23 protein-coding genes are annotated in these 19,198 nt (G+C 71.5%); 12 read left to right on the top strand and 11 right to left on the bottom strand.

Annotated elements, in window-relative coordinates:
- Together ACWGQ1_RS17145 and ACWGQ1_RS17150 are read right to left on the bottom strand one after the other, a co-directional pair.
- Window positions 1–159: putative immunity protein (locus ACWGQ1_RS17145; protein ID WP_452313436.1), on the bottom strand; the 159-nt coding region annotated here is incomplete at its 3' end.
- Window positions 160–179: 20 nt separating this feature from the next.
- Window positions 180–620 carry a DUF6194 family protein gene (locus tag ACWGQ1_RS17150; protein WP_136036230.1) on the bottom strand — a complete coding sequence of 147 codons (441 nt, stop codon included), beginning with the start codon at window positions 618–620 and terminating at the stop codon, window positions 180–182.
- Between the two features lie 61 nt (window positions 621–681).
- Between ACWGQ1_RS17150 and ACWGQ1_RS17155 the strand changes: the two genes are divergently transcribed.
- Together ACWGQ1_RS17155 and ACWGQ1_RS17160 are read left to right on the top strand one after the other, a co-directional pair.
- Window positions 682–1,485 carry a MerR family transcriptional regulator gene (locus tag ACWGQ1_RS17155; RefSeq protein WP_452313421.1) on the top strand — a complete coding sequence of 268 codons (804 nt, stop codon included), beginning with the start codon at window positions 682–684 and terminating at the stop codon, window positions 1,483–1,485.
- On the top strand, window positions 1,482–1,658 hold the full coding sequence (locus tag ACWGQ1_RS17160) for a hypothetical protein (protein WP_168387206.1): 177 nt from the start codon (window positions 1,482–1,484) through the stop codon (window positions 1,656–1,658). The genes ACWGQ1_RS17155 and ACWGQ1_RS17160 overlap by 4 nt, the downstream gene beginning before the upstream one ends.
- A 6-nt stretch (window positions 1,659–1,664) precedes the next feature.
- Here ACWGQ1_RS17160 and ACWGQ1_RS17165 read toward each other — a convergent pair whose 3' ends face one another.
- From ACWGQ1_RS17165 to ACWGQ1_RS17200, 8 genes are all read right to left on the bottom strand, one after another.
- Window positions 1,665–3,047: an NtaA/DmoA family FMN-dependent monooxygenase gene (locus ACWGQ1_RS17165; protein WP_452313422.1), complete on the bottom strand. Its 1,383-nt coding sequence runs from the start codon at window positions 3,045–3,047 to the stop codon at window positions 1,665–1,667.
- Between the two features lie 83 nt (window positions 3,048–3,130).
- Window positions 3,131–3,388: a type II toxin-antitoxin system RelE family toxin gene (locus ACWGQ1_RS17170; protein ID WP_247982426.1), complete on the bottom strand. Its 258-nt coding sequence runs from the start codon at window positions 3,386–3,388 to the stop codon at window positions 3,131–3,133.
- Complete coding sequence (locus ACWGQ1_RS17175) at window positions 3,385–3,633, bottom strand: type II toxin-antitoxin system Phd/YefM family antitoxin (protein WP_247982425.1); 249 nt, start codon at window positions 3,631–3,633, stop codon at window positions 3,385–3,387. The genes ACWGQ1_RS17170 and ACWGQ1_RS17175 overlap by 4 nt, the downstream gene beginning before the upstream one ends.
- A 47-nt stretch (window positions 3,634–3,680) precedes the next feature.
- Entirely contained in the window at window positions 3,681–4,391 is a 711-nt protein-coding gene (gene pnuC / locus ACWGQ1_RS17180) for a nicotinamide riboside transporter PnuC (protein WP_452313423.1), read from the bottom strand.
- Window positions 4,392–4,396: 5 nt separating this feature from the next.
- The gene (locus ACWGQ1_RS17185; RefSeq protein WP_452313424.1) at window positions 4,397–4,936 is read right to left on the bottom strand and encodes a GNAT family N-acetyltransferase; all 540 of its coding nucleotides are present in this window, start codon (window positions 4,934–4,936) and stop codon (window positions 4,397–4,399) included.
- 192 nt (window positions 4,937–5,128) lie between these two features.
- Window positions 5,129–6,334 carry a hypothetical protein gene (locus ACWGQ1_RS17190; protein WP_452313425.1) on the bottom strand — a complete coding sequence of 402 codons (1,206 nt, stop codon included), beginning with the start codon at window positions 6,332–6,334 and terminating at the stop codon, window positions 5,129–5,131.
- 66 nt (window positions 6,335–6,400) lie between these two features.
- Entirely contained in the window at window positions 6,401–7,318 is a 918-nt protein-coding gene (locus tag ACWGQ1_RS17195; RefSeq protein ID WP_136031943.1) for a DUF808 domain-containing protein, read from the bottom strand.
- 49 nt (window positions 7,319–7,367) lie between these two features.
- Window positions 7,368–8,090, bottom strand: a complete 723-nt coding sequence (locus ACWGQ1_RS17200) for a FadR/GntR family transcriptional regulator (RefSeq protein ID WP_240745299.1) — start codon at window positions 8,088–8,090, stop codon at window positions 7,368–7,370.
- Window positions 8,091–8,226: 136 nt separating this feature from the next.
- On the opposite strand from ACWGQ1_RS17200, the gene ACWGQ1_RS17205 reads away from it, so the two are divergent.
- The 10 genes from ACWGQ1_RS17205 to msrA all read left to right on the top strand — a co-directional run bounded on the left by ACWGQ1_RS17205 (window position 8,227) and on the right by msrA (window position 18,350).
- Complete coding sequence (locus ACWGQ1_RS17205) at window positions 8,227–9,825, top strand: ABC transporter substrate-binding protein (RefSeq protein WP_136031946.1); 1,599 nt, start codon at window positions 8,227–8,229, stop codon at window positions 9,823–9,825.
- 78 nt (window positions 9,826–9,903) lie between these two features.
- The gene (locus ACWGQ1_RS17210) at window positions 9,904–10,860 is read left to right on the top strand and encodes an ABC transporter permease (RefSeq protein WP_136031948.1); all 957 of its coding nucleotides are present in this window, start codon (window positions 9,904–9,906) and stop codon (window positions 10,858–10,860) included.
- A gap of 1 nt (window position 10,861) precedes the next feature.
- Window positions 10,862–12,913, top strand: a complete 2,052-nt coding sequence (locus ACWGQ1_RS17215; RefSeq protein ID WP_452313426.1) for an oligopeptide/dipeptide ABC transporter ATP-binding protein — start codon at window positions 10,862–10,864, stop codon at window positions 12,911–12,913.
- Window positions 12,910–13,710: an ABC transporter ATP-binding protein gene (locus ACWGQ1_RS17220; protein WP_136035577.1), complete on the top strand. Its 801-nt coding sequence runs from the start codon at window positions 12,910–12,912 to the stop codon at window positions 13,708–13,710. The genes ACWGQ1_RS17215 and ACWGQ1_RS17220 overlap by 4 nt, the downstream gene beginning before the upstream one ends.
- An 18-nt stretch (window positions 13,711–13,728) precedes the next feature.
- The gene (locus ACWGQ1_RS17225) at window positions 13,729–14,673 is read left to right on the top strand and encodes a dihydrodipicolinate synthase family protein (protein WP_452313427.1); all 945 of its coding nucleotides are present in this window, start codon (window positions 13,729–13,731) and stop codon (window positions 14,671–14,673) included.
- Complete coding sequence (locus ACWGQ1_RS17230) at window positions 14,673–15,605, top strand: ROK family protein (RefSeq protein ID WP_452313428.1); 933 nt, start codon at window positions 14,673–14,675, stop codon at window positions 15,603–15,605. The genes ACWGQ1_RS17225 and ACWGQ1_RS17230 overlap by 1 nt, the downstream gene beginning before the upstream one ends.
- On the top strand, window positions 15,602–16,288 hold the full coding sequence (locus ACWGQ1_RS17235; protein ID WP_452313429.1) for a putative N-acetylmannosamine-6-phosphate 2-epimerase: 687 nt from the start codon (window positions 15,602–15,604) through the stop codon (window positions 16,286–16,288). Before ACWGQ1_RS17230 ends, ACWGQ1_RS17235 begins: the two co-directional genes overlap by 4 nt.
- Window positions 16,285–17,205 (top strand): DUF4862 family protein, encoded by a 921-nt coding sequence (locus ACWGQ1_RS17240; RefSeq protein ID WP_168442759.1) that lies wholly within the window; start codon window positions 16,285–16,287, stop codon window positions 17,203–17,205. The genes ACWGQ1_RS17235 and ACWGQ1_RS17240 overlap by 4 nt, the downstream gene beginning before the upstream one ends.
- A gap of 108 nt (window positions 17,206–17,313) precedes the next feature.
- Window positions 17,314–17,808 carry a peptide-methionine (R)-S-oxide reductase MsrB gene (gene msrB / locus ACWGQ1_RS17245; protein WP_136028559.1) on the top strand — a complete coding sequence of 165 codons (495 nt, stop codon included), beginning with the start codon at window positions 17,314–17,316 and terminating at the stop codon, window positions 17,806–17,808.
- Window positions 17,805–18,350 (top strand): peptide-methionine (S)-S-oxide reductase MsrA, encoded by a 546-nt coding sequence (gene msrA / locus ACWGQ1_RS17250; RefSeq protein ID WP_136028560.1) that lies wholly within the window; start codon window positions 17,805–17,807, stop codon window positions 18,348–18,350. Before msrB ends, msrA begins: the two co-directional genes overlap by 4 nt.
- A gap of 6 nt (window positions 18,351–18,356) precedes the next feature.
- Here the strand turns inward: msrA and ACWGQ1_RS17255 are convergent, their stop codons facing one another.
- The gene (locus ACWGQ1_RS17255; protein ID WP_452313430.1) at window positions 18,357–19,157 is read right to left on the bottom strand and encodes an alpha/beta fold hydrolase; all 801 of its coding nucleotides are present in this window, start codon (window positions 19,155–19,157) and stop codon (window positions 18,357–18,359) included.
- Between the last annotated feature and the right edge of the window lie 41 nt (window positions 19,158–19,198).

Below are 19,198 nucleotides of genomic sequence, written 5' to 3' on the forward strand. Positions count from 1 at the left end.
ACCCGCGGCGGAGAGCTCCCCCCGTGCGAAGGCCCTGGTCCTGGCGATGGCGTCGCGCGGGCGGTCATCGCCGGGGGCCTCCGCCTCGAACAGCGGCAGCACGCGGTCGGCGCAGTCCGCGGCCCACACGGCGACGGTCCGGCGCTGCCCCTCGGTCATGCCCTGAGCGGTACCCACCGTCACCGCCCTCGGCGCTCGGCCCGGCGGCGGGCGGTGTCGTGTGCTTCGCGGAGCAGGTCGAGCACGGTGTCGGCGGTCCGCTCGCCCGGTTCGATCACGCAGACCCACCCCGCGTCGCCGTACAGCGGATGGCGGCGGAACACGTCGGACGCTGTCGGCTCGGGGTCGGACGGCACCAGGGCCGCGGCGCGCTCCCGGCCGACGTGGATGTTGACGCGGAACCGTCCGGTCGCGGTGAGGTCCGACGACGCGTCGTCCGGGTAGTCCTTCGTGATGATGGTGCCGAAGGGCTGCGTGCGCTCGGGCATCCGTCCGTCGGGGGCGAAGAAGAAGTAGGCGTCGCCCCACGACAGCTCAGGGAACTCGCTCCCCGGCTGCGGTGTCATGGCGAGCGCGCCGTCGAACGATCGCACGGCCTCGATGATCTGCTGTCTGTCCATGCTTCAATAGTCCGGTTGCAGTGCTTATGGAGACTTAGCTGCGGAGAACAGGGGGTTATGGGTGAGCAACCCTCCAGAGCGGGTCAGGAGCACGGCGGAGATCGGCCGGAGCGTCGGCTATTCGGTGCAGCAGGTCCGCGACCTGGAGCGGCTCGGCATCATTCCCCCGGCGGTCCGCGCGGCGAACGGCTACCGGCGCTACGGTGCACGGCACGAGACCGCGGCGCGGGCGTACCGGCAGCTCGCCGCGGCTATCGGTCCGGTGGCGGCCCGCGCGCTCATGCCGATGCTCATCCGGTCGTCGGTCGAACGGGCCGCCGAGCGCATCGATGCCCTCCACGCCGACCTCGCCGACGAGCGCAGCCGGCTGCGGGAGGCGCTGCGCGGTCTGGAGGTCGCGGTGTCCGACGCCGACGACGTGTTCGACGACGCCGACGAGATGACCGTCGGTGAGCTCGCCCAGGCTCTCGGCGTGCGGACCTCGGCGCTGCGCCACTGGGAGCGCGAGGGGCTCATCCGCCCGATGCGCGACGGCAGGAGCGCCCGCCGCTACGGCTCGGGCGCGATCACCGAGGCCCGCGTGGTCGCCGCACTCCGGTCGGGCGGCTACGGGATCCCGGCCATCACCCGGATCCTGGAGGAGCTACGGGCGCACGGCGAGAGCGGAGGGCTGCAGAGCATCCTCGCCGCCCGACTCGACGCCCTCACCCGCCGCAGCGTCGCGCTGCTGGCGGCGGCGGGCAGCCTGCATGCACTGCTCGCCGACACCGAGCGCGCGGGCGGCACGGACACCGCGACGCCCGCCGGAGCCGGCGGTCCGGGAGGGGAGGATCCCGCGGCCCGCGCCCCTAGGCTGGACGTATGACCAAGAACATCTGGACCGTGCTCGGCGTGATCCTCGCTGTCGTGATCGCGTGGTGGATCGTCAGCGCCCTGTTCTCGGTGCTGTGGTTCATCGCGAAGCTCGCGATCGTCGCGGTCGTGGCCGTCGTGGTGTTCCTCGTGCTGCGGAACCTGTTCGCCCGCGACGCCGACTGACGCCGCTCAGGCCCGCGCCGCCGCCCCCACGCGGTACTGCGCGGCGCGGTGCGTGTCCTGCACGCGGTCGCCGCGCCCGTGGAGCTTGTGGCGCAGCGTGCCGGGCGTGTACTCCTCGGGGTACGCGCCGCGCTCGCGCAGCACCGGGATCACGTGCTCGATCACGTCCTGCCACGTGCCGGGCGTGACCGCGTAGGCGAGGTTGAAGCCGTCGATGTCGGTCTGCTCCACCCACGACTGCAGCTCGTCGGCGATCTCCTCGCCCGAGCCGACGACCGTGGGTCCGAGTCCGCCGATGGCGTTGTGCCGCCCGAAGTCGCCGACCGTCCACTCCCGGCCGAGATCCGCCTCCTCCTTCAGGTGCTGGAGCACCGACTGGATCGCGTTGGACTCCACGTTCCCCACGGGTTCGTCTTCGCCGTACTGCGACAGGTCGACGCCCATCCAGCCCGACATGAACGTGAGGGCCCCCTCGGGACTCGCATACGACAGGTACTCCGCGTGCTTCGCGGTCGCCTCCTCGCTCGTTGCCGCCGTGATCACGGTCAGCAGCGTGTAGATGCGGGCGTCGTAGCGGTCGCGTCCCGCCGCCTCGAGGGCGTCGCGGATGCGCTTCACGATGCCGGCCAGCACCTCCTTCGACGGGGCGGCGACGAAGATCGCCTCGGCGTTCTCGGCCGCGAACCGCACGCCGCGGGGGCTCGCACCGGCCTGGTAGATGACGGGGGTGCGCTGCGGCGACGGCTCGGAGATGTGAATGCCCGGCACACGGAAGTGGGTGCCCTCGTGCCGGATCGGGTGCACCTTGGCGGGGTCGGTGAAGATGCCGCGCTCGCGGTCCTCGACCACGGCGTCGTCCTCCCACGACCCCTCCCACAGCTTGTACAGCACCTCGACGTACTCGTCGGCGTGGTCGTAGCGGTCGTCGTGACCGAGCTGATCCTCCTGGCCCATGTTGCGGGCGGCGCTGGGCAGGTAGCCGGTGACGACGTTCCAGCCGATGCGGCCCTGCGTGAGGTGGTCGAGCGTGCTGAGCCGCCGTGCGAACGGGTAGGGGTGCTCGAACGCCGTGCCGGCCGTGATGCCGAAGCCGAGGTGCTCGGTCACGGCGGCCATCGCGCTCACGAGCAGGATCGGGTCGTTCACCGGCACCTGGGCGCCATTACGGATGGCGGCCTCGTTGGTGCCGCCGTACACGTCGTAGGTGCCGAGCACGTCGGCGATGAAGATGCCGTCGAAGGTCGCGCTCTCCAGCAGTGTCGCCAGCTCGGTCCAGTACGAGATCGTGTTGTACTGCCGCGACCGGTCGTCGGGGTGCCGCCACAGCCCGGACGACTGGTGGGCGACGCAGTTCATGTCGAAGGCGTTGAAGCGGATCTGTCGGGTCATGCGACCCATGAAACGGGACACACGGGGCCGCGGTCGAGCACCGCCGACACGCACCGAAACAATCGCGAGGGCGGCGGTCAGGGTCAGCGGTCGTAGACGTCGCGGCGGTGCCCGAGGGTCACGACCGCGACGATCAGCACCTCGTCATGCACGGTGTAAATGATGCGGTAGTCGCCGACGCGGACGCGGAGGCCGTCGCGGCCCTGCAGCGCCTTCGCGCCCGGCGGCCGCGGATTCTCACCGAGGAGGGCGATCGCACCGCGGATCCGATCGCGGTGCTGGTGATCGATCTTCTTCAGGGCGCGGACGGCAGCGGGGCGCAGTTCGATGCGGTAGCTCACGACCAGCCCAGGTCGGCCTTCACCTGGGACCACGGGATGCTCGGGCCCTCCTCGGCCATGGCCTCGTCGAAGGCGGCCACGTCCTCCGCGTCCTCGAGCGCCTCCATCATGCGTTCGTACTGCTCGGGACTGATCACGACGGCGGCGAGCTGCCCGCGACGTTCGATGAACACCGCCTCCTTCTGGGAGTCGGTGATGACCGTGGAGAGGTTGCTGCGCGCATCGGCGACGCTGATCGTGGACATAAGGCCATTGTACGTTTCGGGGGCTGAAATGTACATCCGCAACGAGGTCAGAGGGCGTCCTCGTCGAGGCGTCGGGGGCTGGGGTCGGGAGGCAGGATCTCGATCCCGTGGTCGGCACGGCGCTGCGCCCGCCACCAGATCACGAACCCGACCGCGGTGAACACGCCGTAGAACACGTACATGAGGCCGGTCGCGTAGTAGCCGGAGCTGAACAGCAGCGGCACGCCGACCACGTCCACGGCGATCCAGATGAGCCAGAACTCCGTCCACCCCTTCGCCATGCCGTACGTGGCCAGGAGCGAGCCGACGAACGTCCAGGCGTCGGCCCACACCGGCTCCCACGACCCGAGCGCGCGGAACACGGGGGTGAGCGCGACCGTGCCGACGATCATCACCAGCACGATTCCGACGCGGGCCCTCGTCGGCGCCCACCGCGGCACCACGCGGCCGCCCTCGGCGTTGCGCCAGCGGATCCAGCCGTACACCGCGACGGCGATGAACATGACCTGCCGGCCGGCCTGGCCGAGCAGGTGGGGGAGCGAGGGGTCGGGGCTGAGCGCCGAACCGAGGAACACGGTCAGCAGCAGCAGGTTGCCGACGATGCCGACCGGCCACGCCCACACCTTGCGCCGCATGCCGCCGAGCGCGCTCGCCAGTCCGAACGCGTTGCCCACCACTTCGCGCACCAGCAGGGTCTGCCCGCCCGGCAGCAGCCACTGCGAATCGAAGGCGTCGACGAGCCACTGCAGCAGGTCCACCGGCGTCAGTCCTCGGTGCCGGGGCGCGCGTCGGGCGAGGGGCGGTCGTCGAGCACGAGCTGCAGCATGCTGAGGTCGAGCCAGCGGCCGAACTTCGTGCCCACCTGCGGCATGCGTCCGACCTCGCGGAAGCCGAGGCGCTCGTGCAGCGCGATCGACGCCGCGTTCCCGCTCTCCACCCCGCCAATCATCACGTGCATCCCGGCGGTGCGCGCGTGAGCGATGAGCTCCTCCATGAGCGCTCGGCCGATGCCGCGGCCGCGCTGATCACCCCGCACGTAGACGGAGTGCTCGACCGTGAGCCGGTAGCCGCTGTGCGGCCGCCACTGCGCGTACGACGCGTAGCCGAGCACGCCGGTGTCGTCGGCGGCGACGATCACCGGGTACCCGCGGGCGGTCCGGTCGGCGAGCCACGCGGCGCGGTCGGCGCGGTCCACCGCCTCCTCGTTCCAGATCGCCGTGGTGTGCACGACGGCGTGGTTGTGGATCTCGGTGATCGTGTCGAGGTCGGCATCGTGGGCTGGCCTGAGCTGCACGGCGGTCATGGGGCGCTCACCAGCAGGGTCGAGACGGGGATGCAGTCACGTTCCGCACTCTATCGGGGGTGACCAGCGCGTCGCGTCATGGACAGGGTGGGGAACAGGCCCGCGGGGTCGAGGCCGACCGATTCGGCGCGGCCCGCCGGGGGTGAAGCGCAGCGCCCGGGCTGGTCGGGCGACCCGCCGTGGCCCCGGCGGTCAGCCGATGCGCTCGGAGTCGGACAGCGCAGCGCGGACGAGGATCGCGCGCCGCATGTCGGCCACGATCGGTTCCGAGAAGCGGGCGCGGTAGCGGCTCTCGCTCACGGCCGAGAACACGAACGGCAGCGCCGAGACGATGGCGACCAGCGTCGCCGCCTTGAGGAGGTTGACCGTGAGCGGAAGTGCCACGCCCTGCACCACGAGCGGCTGCACCACGAGCGCGTGCACCGACATGGGATCACCCAGCCAGGTCTGCGCGAGATCCGGAGGAACGGCGATCGCCCCGATGAGAACGAGCAGCACGGCGAGCAGCAGAGCAAAGACGGCCGCCTGGACGAGGTGCGCGAGGGTCATCGCGAGCAGCATGTTGATCCGCTGGGGACGGCCGACGGTCGACGCTGGATCCGTCGACGCCGGGCGACCCTCGGCCGGTGTGCCCCGCAGCAGGTCGCGCTCCTCGTCGACGGTGAGCGCGAGCGTCGCCGGGTCGACCTCGGTCGCGCTCACCTGCAGCACGACCGCGCCGGCGAGCGCGGCCACCACCAGTGCCAGGAGCCCGAGCGCGGACCACGACAGCACGGATGCCATCTGCCAGACCTCGACCGAGAAGAACGCGAACAGCACGAGCATGAGGATGACGGGAAGTGCGATGGTCGCCATGTGCCCGATCGCGGCGAGGTTGCGGGCTGCGAGCCTCGTGGCCCACGACAGCAGCGCGCCGCCGCCGAACGCGACCAGCAGCACGCTCCCCGCGACGATCGAGAGGGATTCCGCGACCGGCGCTGCGGGCGCGCCCTCGGTGACGCCTCCTTCGAGCATCACGCCGGCAGCGCAGAGAGCGATGACCACCATCGCGGCCGCCGTGCGTCGAACCCCGCGCAGGTGGCGGAGCGTGACGCGCACCACGGCGAACCCGGCCCAGGCGAGGACGAGACTGGTCAGCAGCGCGGCGAGGATCGCGAACGCGAGGCCCGTGCCGTCCTTGGTCTCCACGAGCAGGTGCAGGGCGAACGAGAAGTCGTCGATCCCGTCGCCCGCGAGGGTCCAGTAGACGGACGTGGCGGCGATGAGCGGCGCCGACCGCGGCACGATGTCATGGAACCAGCGACGCCAGGGCACGAAGGTCGGGAGCCCCTGCGCCCGGAACCACCGGTCTGCAGCGAAGGAGGTGACGGTGATCGGCGACGGCGGACGTGGGCGCATCGGTGAAATCTAACATTTCACCCCGAACATCCCCTGGTGCGACCGGTCTCCCCGGGTGCGACGCGCTCAGGCGTGGACGTCGGCGGGGGAGGTCTCGCCCTCGTGGAAGCTCGGCTTCTTGCCGAAGAGGCGCGCGATGCCCAGCACGATCCCGACGATCACGAGGCCCCACACGAGGCCGGCGATCGCGGAGATGAGGGTGTCGACGATCCACACCACGACGCCGCCGAGGGGTTCGAGCGCGTGCTCGACCGCGTGCAGCACGTCGGCCGGGGCGTGCAGGCCGACCTCACCGAGGTTGATCAGCACCAGGTGACCGCCGACCCAGAGCATCGCGACCGTGCCCAGCACGCTGATGAAGCGGAACACGGCCGGCATCGACCGCACGATCCGGGTGCCGGTGTGGCGCACCCGCTGCACCGGGTTCTTCGCCATCTTCAGCCCGATGTCGTCGATCTTCACCAGCAGCGCGACCACGCCGTACACCGCCACCGTCATCAGCAGCGCGATCACGGCGAGGATCGCCAGTGTCGACCAGACGTCGAGGCCCTTGTCGAGGCTGGCCAGCGAGATGAGCATGATCTCGGTCGACAGGATGAGGTCGGTGCGGATGGCGCCGAACACGAGCTTGCGCTCGTCGCGCGCGCCCTCGTCGGCATGACCGTGCTGCACCCCGAACCACTCGAGCACCTTCTCGGCGCCCTCGAAGCACAGGTACGAGCCGCCCAGGATCAGCAGGTACGGGAGCACCCACGGGGCGAATGCCGTGAGCAGCAGCGCGATCGGGATGATGATGACGAACTTGTTCACCAGCGACCCGAGCGCGATCTTCCCCACCACCGGGAGCTCACGCGCCGGCGTGATGCCCTGCACGTACTGCGGGGTGACGGCGGCGTCGTCGATCACGACGCCGGCGGCCTTGGCGGAGGCCTTCATGGCCGCGCTCAGGATGTCGTCGACGACGGCGAGCAGTCCAACGGACATGGCAGTCCTCTTTCCGGTGGGGGGAAGGTCAGACTACCGACTCCCGGGGTCAGGCCCGTGCGTCCTCCGCGGTGGCGAGCACGCGCTGCAGCGGCTGGTAGTGCTCGATCACGGCCCGGCGGTACCGCTCCACGTCGCCGGCGCGTGCCGCGTCGAGCATGTCGCCGTGCGCCTGGGCGGTCTGAGTGATGTCGTCGGGCTGGGCGATGCCGAGCTGCGGGAGCACCGCGGTGTGCACGTCCCAGAATGCGCCGACGAGCTGTCCGACCAGGCGGTTGTCGATCGCGCCGAACAGCCGCGTGTGGAAGGCCCTGTCCTCTTCGAGGAAGTACTCGCCGCGCCCGGCCTTGTCGACCATGTCGGCCACGAGCTCGTCCAGCTCCGGATCCTCCTGTGCCTGGGCGGCCTCGACCACGCGCTCGGCCATCGACAGGTCGAGGGCGAGGCGCACCTCCACCACCTCGCGCAGCGCCTGCAGCGACCCCTCGGGCGAGAGCACGCCGCGGAACACGAGCGCCTCCACCATCGGGTCGAGCGACATCGGGCCGACGTAGGTGCCGTGGCCGTGGCGGACGTCGACGATGTCGAGGGTGGAGAGCGTGCGGATGGCCTCGCGGACGGAGGAGCGCGACACGTCGAGCTCCTCGCACAGCTCGGCCTCGGTGGGCAGCGGGTCGCCGGGGGTGAGCCCGCGCGTGAGGATGAGCTGCTTGATCTGGTCGGCCGTCGTGGCACGGCGCATGCGCGATGCCCTCCCCGTGGTGGACTTCATGGGGCCCCTCTCGTGCCTGACAGAAAACGCTCCGATCATCTCACTCTTGTGATCTGATCGAACGTGTGTTTAGAGTACATCAGACATCAGACATCAGATGTCCTTAAGATGTCCCCCCCTTCACCCTGGAGCACACATGAACCGACACATCACCCGCCGCCGCGCGGGTCGATTCGCGATGGCGGTCGCCGGCACGGTCGCCGCGTCCCTCGCCCTCGCCGGCTGCGGCGGCGGCGCCGCCAGCACGCCGGACGAGAGCCCCGCCGCGAGCGAGGTCGACCCCGACGGCATCATCGAGGCCGGCATCTCCTACACGCTCAACGGCAGCTTCGACCCGATGGTCGCCTCCGGCGCCGTCACGGTCTCCGCCAACTGGCACATCTTCGAGGGCCTCGTCGACCTCGACCCGGTCACGCAGGAGGCCGCCCCCGCGCTCGCCGCCGACTTCCCGACCAAGGTCGACGACACCACCTACGAGATCGACCTCCGCGAGGGCGCCACGTTCCAGAACGGCGACCCGGTCACCGCCGACGACGTGGTCTTCAGCTACGAGCGCGTGCTCGACCCGGCCAACAACTCGCTGTTCCGCTCGTTCGTCGACTTCATCGACACCGTCACCGCCGTCGACGAGGACACGGTCCGCATCACCACCGACTACCCGTTCTCGCTGATCGACGACCGCCTCGGCGTCGTCAAGATCGTGCCGAAGGCCGTGGTCGAGGCCGACCCCGAGGACTTCGGTGCGAACCCCGTCGGATCCGGCCCGTACTCCCTGGTCTCCGCGGTGCCCGAGGACAAGCTCGTCTTCGAGCGCTACGACGACTACAACGGCCCGCGCCCCGCCCTCGCCGCCGGCATGAACTGGAACCTGCTCGCCGACGCCTCCGCCCGCGTCACCGCGATGTCGACCGGCACCGTGCAGGCCATCGAGGACGTGCCCTACATCGACGCCGACGCGCTCGCCGCCTCCGCCGACGTGGAGAGCGTGCAGTCGTTCGGCCTGCTGTTCATGATGTTCAACACGAAGGCCGCGCCCTTCGACGACGTGCGCGTGCGCCAGGCGCTGCACTACGCGCTCGACATGGACAAGATCATCGAGACCGGCATGCTCGGCAACGCCACCCCCGCCACCTCGTTCCTGCCCGAGGACTACCCGAACTACCACGAGGCGTCCACCGTCTACACCTACGACCCCGACAAGGCGAAGGAGCTGCTCGACGAGGCCGGGGTCTCCGACCTCGCCATCACGCTCCGCATGACCGACACCGGCTGGGTCAAGGAGGTCGCCCCGCTCATCAAGGAGTCGCTCGACGCGATCGGCATCGACACCACGCTCGACATCAGCCAGTCCGCGTCGATGTACGAGAAGATCGACTCCGGCGACTACACCGTCGCCATCGCCCCCGGTGACCCGTCGGTGTTCGGCGTCGACCCCGACCTGCTCATGAACTGGTGGTACGGCGAGAACGTCTGGACCCAGACGCGCACCGCCTGGGCCGACTCGCCCGAGTACGCCGAGCTGCGCACGCTCCTCGACACCGCCGTGACCCAGGAGGGCGACGAGCAGCAGAAGACCTGGGACCAGGCGTTCGACCTGATCTCCGACCAGGCCGTGCTGTACCCGCTGTTCCACCGCAAGCTGCCCACCGCCTGGAGCAGCCAGGAGCTCGTCGGCTTCCAGCCCGTCCCCACCACCGGCCTGTCGTTCCTCGACGTCGGCGTGGCGGCGAAGTAGCCCCGGCCCCACCCCGCGGGGGCGCGCTCGCCCGAAGAGCGCGTCCCCGCCACCACCCCCACCCGGAAGGAGCGGCACGTGTCCAACACGCTCCGCCTCATCGGCCGGCGACTGCTGCAGCTGCCGCTGATGATCCTCGGCATCACGTTCCTGGTCTTCTTCGTGATGTCGTTCTCGCCCGTCGACCCGGCGCGCACCGCGCTCGGTGAGACCGCGTCCCCCGAAGCCCTCGAGGCCTACCGCGAAGAGCACGGACTGAACCTTCCGCTGTTCGTGCGCTACGTGAACTTCCTGTTCGGCCTCGTGCAGGGCGACCTCGGCACCTACTCCGCCCGCAGCCTGCCCGTGATCGACGAGGTGGCCCGCGCGTTCCCCGTGACCCTGGCGCTGACCTTCCTCGGCCTGCTCATCGCCGTGATCGTGGCGTTCGCGATCGGTGTGCTCGCCGCCGTCTACCGCGACCGCTGGCCCGACCAGGTCATCCGCGTGTTCGGCGTCGCCGCCCTCTCCACGCCCTCGTTCTGGCTCGCGATCCTGCTCATCCAGCTCTTCACGCTCGGGCTCGGACTGCTGCCGGCGTCCGGCCCCCTGCCCGACTTCTGGACCGATCCGTCGGGCTGGCTCGCCCGCATGACGCTCCCCGCCGTCGCCCTCGCCGTCCCCGTGATCGGCCAGCTCTCGCGCGTCGTACGCACCTCGATGGTCGAGGAGCTCGACCGCGACTACGTGCGCACCGCGCTCGGCGCCGGGATCCCCCGCGTGATCGTGGTCGGCCGCAACGTGCTGCGCAACGCCCTCATCACCCCCGTCACCGTGCTCGGCCTGCGCATCGGCTACCTGCTCGGCGGGGCCGTGGTGATCGAGATCATCTTCGCGATCCCCGGCATGGGAACGCTGATCCTCAACGGCGTCACCAACAACGAACCCAACCTCGTGCAGGGAGTGACGCTCGCGGTCGCCCTCGCGTTCGTCGTGATCAACATCATCGTCGACCTCCTGTACGTGCTCATCAATCCTCGAATCCGGGCGGTGTGACATGCGACGCAGACTCACGGAACGACTCTCCGTCCCCGGCCTCCGCTGGGGCCGCCTCTCCCTCGGCTCGATCATCTGCCTGACGGTGCTCGCGCTCATCGCGCTGGCCGCCGTCCTGGCCCCGCTGATCTCGCCCTACGACCCGCTGGCCTCGGGCACCCCCGTGCAGCCGCCGAGCCCCGAGCACTGGTTCGGCACCGACCGTCAGGGCCGCGACATCTTCTCGCGCCTGGTCTACGGCGCCCGCTACTCGCTCGTGATCGGCCTGGGCGCGACCCTCGTGGCCCTCGCCGTCGCCTGTGTGCTCGGCACGATCGCCGCGACCGCGCCCAAGTGGATCTCCGAGACGCTGATGCGCGTCATGGACGTCATCATGTCGTTCCCCGGCATCGCGCTCGCCGCCGTGTTCGTGGCCGTGTTCGGCAAGTCCCTCCCTGTGCTGGTCCTCACCATCGCGTTCCTCTACGTGCCCCAGCTGACCCGCATCGTTCGCGCCAACATCCTCGACCAGTACGGCGAGGACTACGTCTCCGCCGTGCGGGTGATGGGAGCGGGCACCCCGCGCATCATCGTGCGGCACGTCGCCCGCAACGCGATGGCCCCCGTGCTCGTGTTCGCCACGGTGCTCGTCGCCGACGCGATCGTGTTCGAGGCATCGCTGTCGTTCCTCCAGGCCGGGGTGCCCGACCCCGAGCCGTCCTGGGGCAACGTGATCGCCGCCGGCCGCAACCTCCTCATGAGCGGTGCGTGGTGGGCGACCTTCTTCCCCGGCATCCTCATCATGATCACGGTCCTGTGCCTCAACATCCTGTCCGAGGGCATGACCGACGCGATGGTGTCGCCGCGCGCCCGCAAGGTCACCGCGGACGCCGCGAACACCGAGGAGTCGACGCAGGAGCTGGAGGCCGCGACCGCCCCCGACGACACGCACGTGATCCCCACCGTCGACACGTCCGTGAACCTGTCCGTACCCAGCGGCGTGCCCGACGTGCTCGTGCCCACCGCCGAGGCCGTGCCGCTCGCCGCGCGCCTGGCCGAGCTGCGCGCCCGCGAGCTCGACCGCACCGACCGCCTCGTCTACGCGGGCGACCGGGCCCCGCTGCTCGAGGTGCAGGACCTGTGCATCTCCTTCCCGCGCCACGGCGACGTGAACGTGGTCGACCACGTCAGCTTCACCGTGCGCCCCGGCGAGACCATGTCGCTCGTGGGCGAGTCGGGCTGCGGCAAGTCCATCACCTCGCTCGCGATCATGGGCCTGCTCGACCCGAAGGCCGACATCCGCGGACGCATCCTGTTCGACGGCAAGGACCTGCTGCAGATGTCCCCGAGGGAGCGCAACGCCCTCCGCGGACACGACATCGCGATGGTCTACCAGGACGCACTGAGCTCGCTGAACCCGGCGATGCTGATCCGCTCGCAGATGAAGCAGCTGACCTCGCGCGGCGGCACCCGCACCGCCGAGGAGCTGCTGGAGCTGGTCGGGCTCGACCCGCAGCGCACCCTCGCCTCGTACCCGCACGAGCTGTCGGGCGGTCAGCGGCAGCGCGTGCTGATCGCCATGGCCCTCACGCGCGACCCGCGCCTGGTGATCGCCGACGAGCCCACCACGGCCCTCGACGTGACCGTGCAGGCGCAGGTCGTGGAACTGCTGATGCGGCTGCAGCGCGAGCTCGGCTTCGCCCTCGTGTTCGTGTCGCACGACCTCGCCCTGGTCGCGGAGCTGTCGCACCGCATCACCGTCATGTACGCGGGGCAGGTGGTCGAGCAGGGCACCACGCGCGAGGTGCTCACGCAGCCGGTGCACGAGTACACGCAGGGCCTCCTGGGGGCCGTGCTGTCGATCGAGGCCGGATCCGACCGGCTGCACCAGGTGTCGGGCGTCGTGCCGTCGCCGCGCGACTTCCCCGCGGGCGACCGCTTCGCGCCGCGCTCGTCCGACCCCGCCCGGTACGCGGGTGTGGAGCCCGTGCGGCGGCACATCGAGGGCACAGAGCACTACTACTCCGCGCATCCCGACGATGCGCCCGTCGAGGCGATCGGAGCAGGACGATGAGCGACCCCGTCATCCAGCTGCAGGACGTGCACGTCCGTTACAAGACCCGGGCGTCGTCGCTGTTCCGGCCCCGCTACGTCGACGCGCTCGACGGCGTCTCCCTCACGGTGCGCCGCGGCCAGACCCTCGGCATCGTGGGCGAGTCCGGATCGGGCAAGTCGACCTCGGCCAAGGTGCTGATCGGACTCGAGAAGCCCACCAGCGGGCAGGTCGTGTTCGACGGCGAGCCCGTGCGCTCGTTCACCCCCGCCGTGCGCAAGCGCCTCGGACGCATCCTCTCGGTGGTGTTCCAAGACCCCGCGACCGCGCTGAACGCCCGCATGACGGTGCGCGACGCGCTGCTCGACCCGCTGCAGGTCCACCGCCTCGGCACCGCCGCGACCCGGTCGCGGAAGGTGCGCGACCTGGTCGGGCTCGTCGGGCTCCCCGCCTCCGCGCTCGACGCCCTGCCCAGTCAGCTCTCGGGCGGGCAGCGGCAGCGCGTCGCGATCGCCCGCGCGCTGGTGCTCGACCCGCAGGTGATCGTCGCGGACGAGCCCACCTCCGCGCTCGACGTGTCGGTGCGCGCGCAGATCCTGAACCTGCTCACCGACCTGAAGGAGCAGCTCGGCCTCGGCATGGTCTTCATCTCCCACGACATCCAGACCGTGCGCTACCTCTCCGACGAGATCGCCGTGATGAACAGGGGGAAGGTCGTCGAGTTCGGCGACGCGGCCCGCGTGTTCGACGATCCCGCCGATCCCTACACCAGAACGCTGCTGGGCGCCGCGCCCTCGCTGCTCGAACCCCACCACTGAAACGACCGGAACACACACATGTCCTCTGCTTCCCCCGCCCCTTCGTTCTCCGGCGTCGTCCCTCCCGTCGCCACCCCGCTCCTCCCGGACGGCACGATCGACCACGCCTCCCTCACCCGGCTCGTCGAACGGCTGATCGACGAGGGCGTCTCCGGCCTCTTCGCGCTCGGCTCGACCGGGGAGACCGCGTACTTCACCGACGACCAGCGCGTCGAGCTGCTGCGCACGATCGTCGCCGCGAACGCCGGCCGGGTGCCGGTGATCGCGGGCGCCATCGAGCTGACCGCCCCGCGCATCATCGAGACCGCCCGCCGCCTGGTCGAGGCGGGTGCGCAGGCCATCGTCACCACCGCCCCGCTGTACACGCTCAACTCGGCCGCCGAGGTCGCCGACCACTTCCGCACCATCGCCGCCGCGATCGACGCCCCGCTGTGGGCCTATGACGTGCCCGTCCGGGTGCACACGAAGCTCGGGGTCGACCTGCTCGTGCAGCTGGGCACCGAGGGCGTGATCCAGGGCGTGAAGGACTCCTCGGGCGACGATGTGTCGTTCCGCCGCCTGGTCGCCGCGAACGAGGCGGCCGCCCGCCCGCTGCAGCTGCTCACCGGGCACGAGGTCGTGGTCGACGCGATGGCCCTGGTCGGCGCGGCCGGCGTGGTCCCGGGCCTCGCGAACGTCGAGGCTGCGGGCTACGTGCGCCTGTGGAACGCCGCGCAGCAGGGCGACTGGACGGCCGCCCGCGCCGAGCAGGAGCGCATCAACCGCCTGTTCGACATCGTGTTCCAGCCGCGGGGCCTCTCCGGCGACGCGACCGGGGTCGGCGCGTTCAAGGCGGCCATGCACGCCCGCGGCATCATCGACCACGCGACCATGGCCGACACGGTGCAGGCGCTCGACGCCGACGCGGTCGCCGGCATCCGCGCCATCCTCGACGAGCTCGGGCTGCTCCCGGTCGCGGTGTGATGGGCGAGGTCGTCCTCGCCGTCGACATTGGCGGCACCAAGACGGCCGCGGCGGTCGCCGACCGTTCGGACGTGCTGCTGCGCACCGAGGTGGCCCCCACGCCCGCCGCCGAGGGGCCGGCCGCGGTCGTCGCGACCGTGGCCGCGCTGGCCGAGCGGCTGCTCCCCGATGGCACGACGCTCGCGGGTGTCGGCATCGGCACGGCCGGGGTCGTCGACGCGTCGACGGGCACCATCGTGTCGGCCACCGACACATTCGCCGACTGGACGGGCACCCCGCTCGCCGCCCTCGTGCGCGCGGCCCTCGGTCCGCGGCTGCAGCCCGACGCCGTGGTCGCCGTGCAGAACGACGTCGACGCCCATGCCGCCGGGGAGCACCGCCACGGCGCGGCGTCCGGGGCCGCGAGCGCCCTGATCGTCGCGGTCGGCACGGGCGTCGGCGCCGGGCTGATACTCGACGGCCGCGCGGCGCGCGGCGCCCATCACGTGGCGGGAGAGATCGCGCACCTCCCGACAGCCGGGGCCGAGCATCTGCGCTGCCCCTGCGGTCGCCGCGGTCACCTGGAGGCGATCGGCTCCGGCATCGGCATGCACCGGCACTTCCTGTCGCTCGGTGGCGACCCCACGATCCGCGACGCCCGCGGTGTCGCGACCGCGGCCGCCGCCGGAGACCCCGTGGCCCGGCGCGCGCTCGAGGAGTCCGCGGCCGCCGTGGGCCGTGCGCTCGCGGGTGCCGCCACGATCCTCGACCCGGAGCGCTTCGTCGTCACCGGGGGCGTGCCGAACATCGGCGAGGCGTGGTGGGGTCCGATGCGCGCCGCGTACCGCGCCGAGGCCATCGACGCGCTGCAGTCCACCCCGATCCTGCCGGGTGCGCTCGGCGATGACGCACCGCTGCGGGGAGCCGCCGCATCGGCCTGGAGGAACTCATGAGATTCACCGACACCATCGACCGGCTGCGCGGCCGCCTGATCGTCTCGTGTCAGGCCTACCCCGGCGAGGCCATGCGCGACCCGCGCACCATGGCGCAGGTCGCCGCGGCCGCCCTCGCCGGCGGTGCTGCGGGCATCCGGGTGCAGGGCATCGACGACATCCGCGCGGTCGCCGACCTCCCGGTGCCGGTCGTCGGCCTGTGGAAGGACGGCGAGTCCGACGTCTTCATCACCCCGACCCTGGCACACGCGCGGGCCGTGGCGGATGCCGGGGCCGACATCGTCGCGATCGACGGCACCCGTCGACCGCGGCCGGACGGCCTCACGCTCGCGCAGACGATCGCCGGGCTCCGCGCCCACACCGACGCGCTGATCATGGCCGACTGCGGCTCGCTCGACGACGCGGTCGCCGCGGAGGAGGCGGGGGCGGACCTGCTCGGCACCACGCTCTCCGGGTACACGGGCGAGCGGCCGAAGACCGACGGGCCCGACCTGGAGCTGATCGAGCTGATCGCCGCGCGCTGCACCCGTCCGATCGTGGCGGAGGGCCGCGTGCACCGCCCGGAGCACGCCGCCGCGGCCCTCCGCGCCGGTGCCGCCTCCGTGTGCGTGGGCACCGCGATCACGCACCCGTCCACCCTCACGTCGTGGTTCGTCGACGGCATCGCGGAGGCCAGGGCGTGACCGCACCGCTGCTCGTCAGCGCCTACCCGCTCTCGCCCGCTCACGCCCAGTGGGATCCGGCGTTGGAGGCCGAGCTGCTGCCGGCGCTCTGCGCCCTCCCCGGGGTCGCGGGGCTCGAGGTGCCGTGGATGGGCGGCCTCCACCCGCACGACGACGACTGGTTCCTCGCGCACGTGCCCGGGGTGCCGCTCGCGGTCACGCCCGTGCCGTTCGTGATGCGCCGCGTGGGGGAGGACCCCCGCTACGGTCTCGCGTCGCCCGACGCCGAGGGCCGTGCGGCCGCGGTCGCCGATCTGCGCCGGGTGGCCGCCGACGTCGTCCGGCTCCGCGACGAGAGCGCCGCCCACGTGGCGGTGGTCACGCTGCACACCGCGCCGCGCGCGACCGGAGACGCCGCCGCCCTCGCCCGGTCGCTCGACGAGGTGACCGCGCTCGACTGGTCCGGCGCCGTCCTGGCGATCGAGCACTGCGACGCGCACGTGCCGGACCGGACGCCCGAGAAGGGGTTCCTGCCCCTCGCGGACGAGATCGCCGCGATCCGCCTGGCCGACGTCCCGGTGGGGCTGTGGCTGAACTGGGGGCGCTCCGCGATCGAGCTCCGCGATGCCGACGCGGTCACCGCGCAGATCGCCGACGCCGCGGCGTCCGGCCTGCTGACCGGGCTCGCCCTCTCCGGCGCCGCCCCCGTGGAGAGCCCCTACGGGTACCCGTGGATCGACGCGCACCTCCCGATCGCGGACACCCACCCCGCGTCGCGCTCTCTGCTCGACCGCGCCCACGTCGCGGCGGCCCTCACCGCCGCCGGCGACGTCGCGTGGCTCGGCCTGAAGGTCGCGCGCCGCCCCGACGACCGCACGGTCGCCGACATCCTCCGCACCGCCACCGCGAACCTGGACCTCGTGCGCGCCTCCGCCTGAGCCGTCGAAAACTCACAGCCCGCTCCCAGCCCCGCGGGACCAAAACGGGGACGGTACGGGTTCTCCTCTATGACGCCGCAGCCAGCGGCGCCGGACAAGGAGCCACTCATGTCGAACGACTACGGCAAGACCCCCGAGGCGGTCAGCGCCCTGACGAACCTGCAGTACGAGGTGACGCAGCAGGACGCCACCGAGCCGCCCTTCCGCAACGCCTACTGGAACACCCACGACGACGGCATCTACGTCGACGTGGTCTCCGGACAGCCGCTGTTCTCGTCCCGCGACAAGTACGACAGCGGCACCGGCTGGCCGAGCTTCACGCGCCCGATCGACGCCGAGGCCGTGACCACCAAGACCGACCGCACGCTGTGGATGACCCGCACCGAGGCCCGCTCGACCGGAGCCGACAGCCACCTGGGTCACGTGTTCGACGACGGACCGGCGGCCGAGGGCGGCCTGCGCTACTGCATGAACTCCGCGGCCCTGCGCTTCATCCCGGCTGACAGGCTGGAGGAGGAGGGGTACGGTCGCTACAGCCGCCTCTTCGCCGCGGACCCCACCACGACACCCGACACCCCCGACACCGCTGAGGAGCAGTCATGACCGACACCGGAACCATCACCCGCACCCCCGGGACCGAGACCGCCGTGCTGGCGGGCGGCTGCTTCTGGGGCATGGAAGACCTGATCCGCCGCCAGCCCGGGGTGCTCGACACCCGCGTGGGCTACACCGGTGGCGAGAACGACCACGCCACCTACCGCAACCACCCCGGTCACGCGGAGGCGGTCGAGATCGTGTTCGACCCGACCCAGACGACCTACCGCGACATCCTCGCGTTCTTCTTCCAGATCCACGACCCGTCGACGCTGAACCGTCAGGGCAACGACATCGGGTCGAGCTACCGCTCCGCGATCTTCCCGCTCACCCCCGAGCAGGAGCAGGTCGCGCGCGACACGATCGCCGACGTCGACGCCTCCGGGCTGTGGCCGGCGAAGGCCGTCACCACCATCGAGCCCGCCGGGCCGTTCTGGCAGGCCGAGGAGGAGCACCAGGACTACCTGATCAAGTACCCGAACGGCTACACGTGCCACTTCCCGCGCGCGGGCTGGGTGCTGCCGAAGCGTGAGGACGCCACCGCGAGCTGACCGCGGTCAGCCTTCGGCGAAGAAGGCGAGCGCGGCTTCCTTGAAGTCGCGCGAGCCCGGCGCGTTGAAGTGATGCCGGTTCGGGATCTCCACGAACCGGCCGTCGGGGGCCGCGGCCGCCAGTGCCCGCGAGCCCTCGATGATCGCGTCTTTCGACCCGGTCGCGAACAGGATCGGCCGGGTCGGGGCGTCGGCCGGGTCGGGGTCGATCGTGCCGGAGCCGCGCAGCCCCTTCGCCAGCGCGACCAGGGCCCGCAGGTCGTTGCCGGGCACGCGCTCGGTCAGGGCGATGTAGTTCTGGGTGGTGCGGTCGGTCACCGGCGTGCCGTCGGCGAGATACGCCCGCACCTCGTCCAGGTCGAGCCGGGCCAGGGGGATGCCGTCGGGAACCCCTCCGAGCACCGCCCGGCCGATCCGGTGCGGGAGCTCCCGCACGACCTCCCAGCCGACGCGCGCACCCAGCGAGTAGCCCAGGTAGAAGGCGTCGTCGACGAGGTAGGTGTCCATCACCGTCTCCACGTCGGTCGCCAGGGCGCGGATCGCGTAGGCGTCGGCCTCGTGCGGCTTGTCGCTCTGGCCGTGCCCCCGCTGGTCCAGAGCCAGCACGCGGTAGCCGGCCGCGGTGAGCTCGCGCACCCAGCCCGTGAGCACCCAGTTGTCGCGCGCGCTCGACGCGAAGCCGTGCACCGCCACCACGACCGGGGCATCGAGCTCACCCCACGTGTAGGTCGCCAGCCGGGTGCCGTCGGGGGCGTACACGTGCTGGGGAGCGGGCATCGCGGTCAGGTCGGAGAGGGGAACGGCCACCCCTCCATCCTGCTCCCTCTCGCGCGGCAACGGCCGCACCG

It is taken from the genome of Microbacterium sp. NPDC055599, from assembly GCF_053618975.1.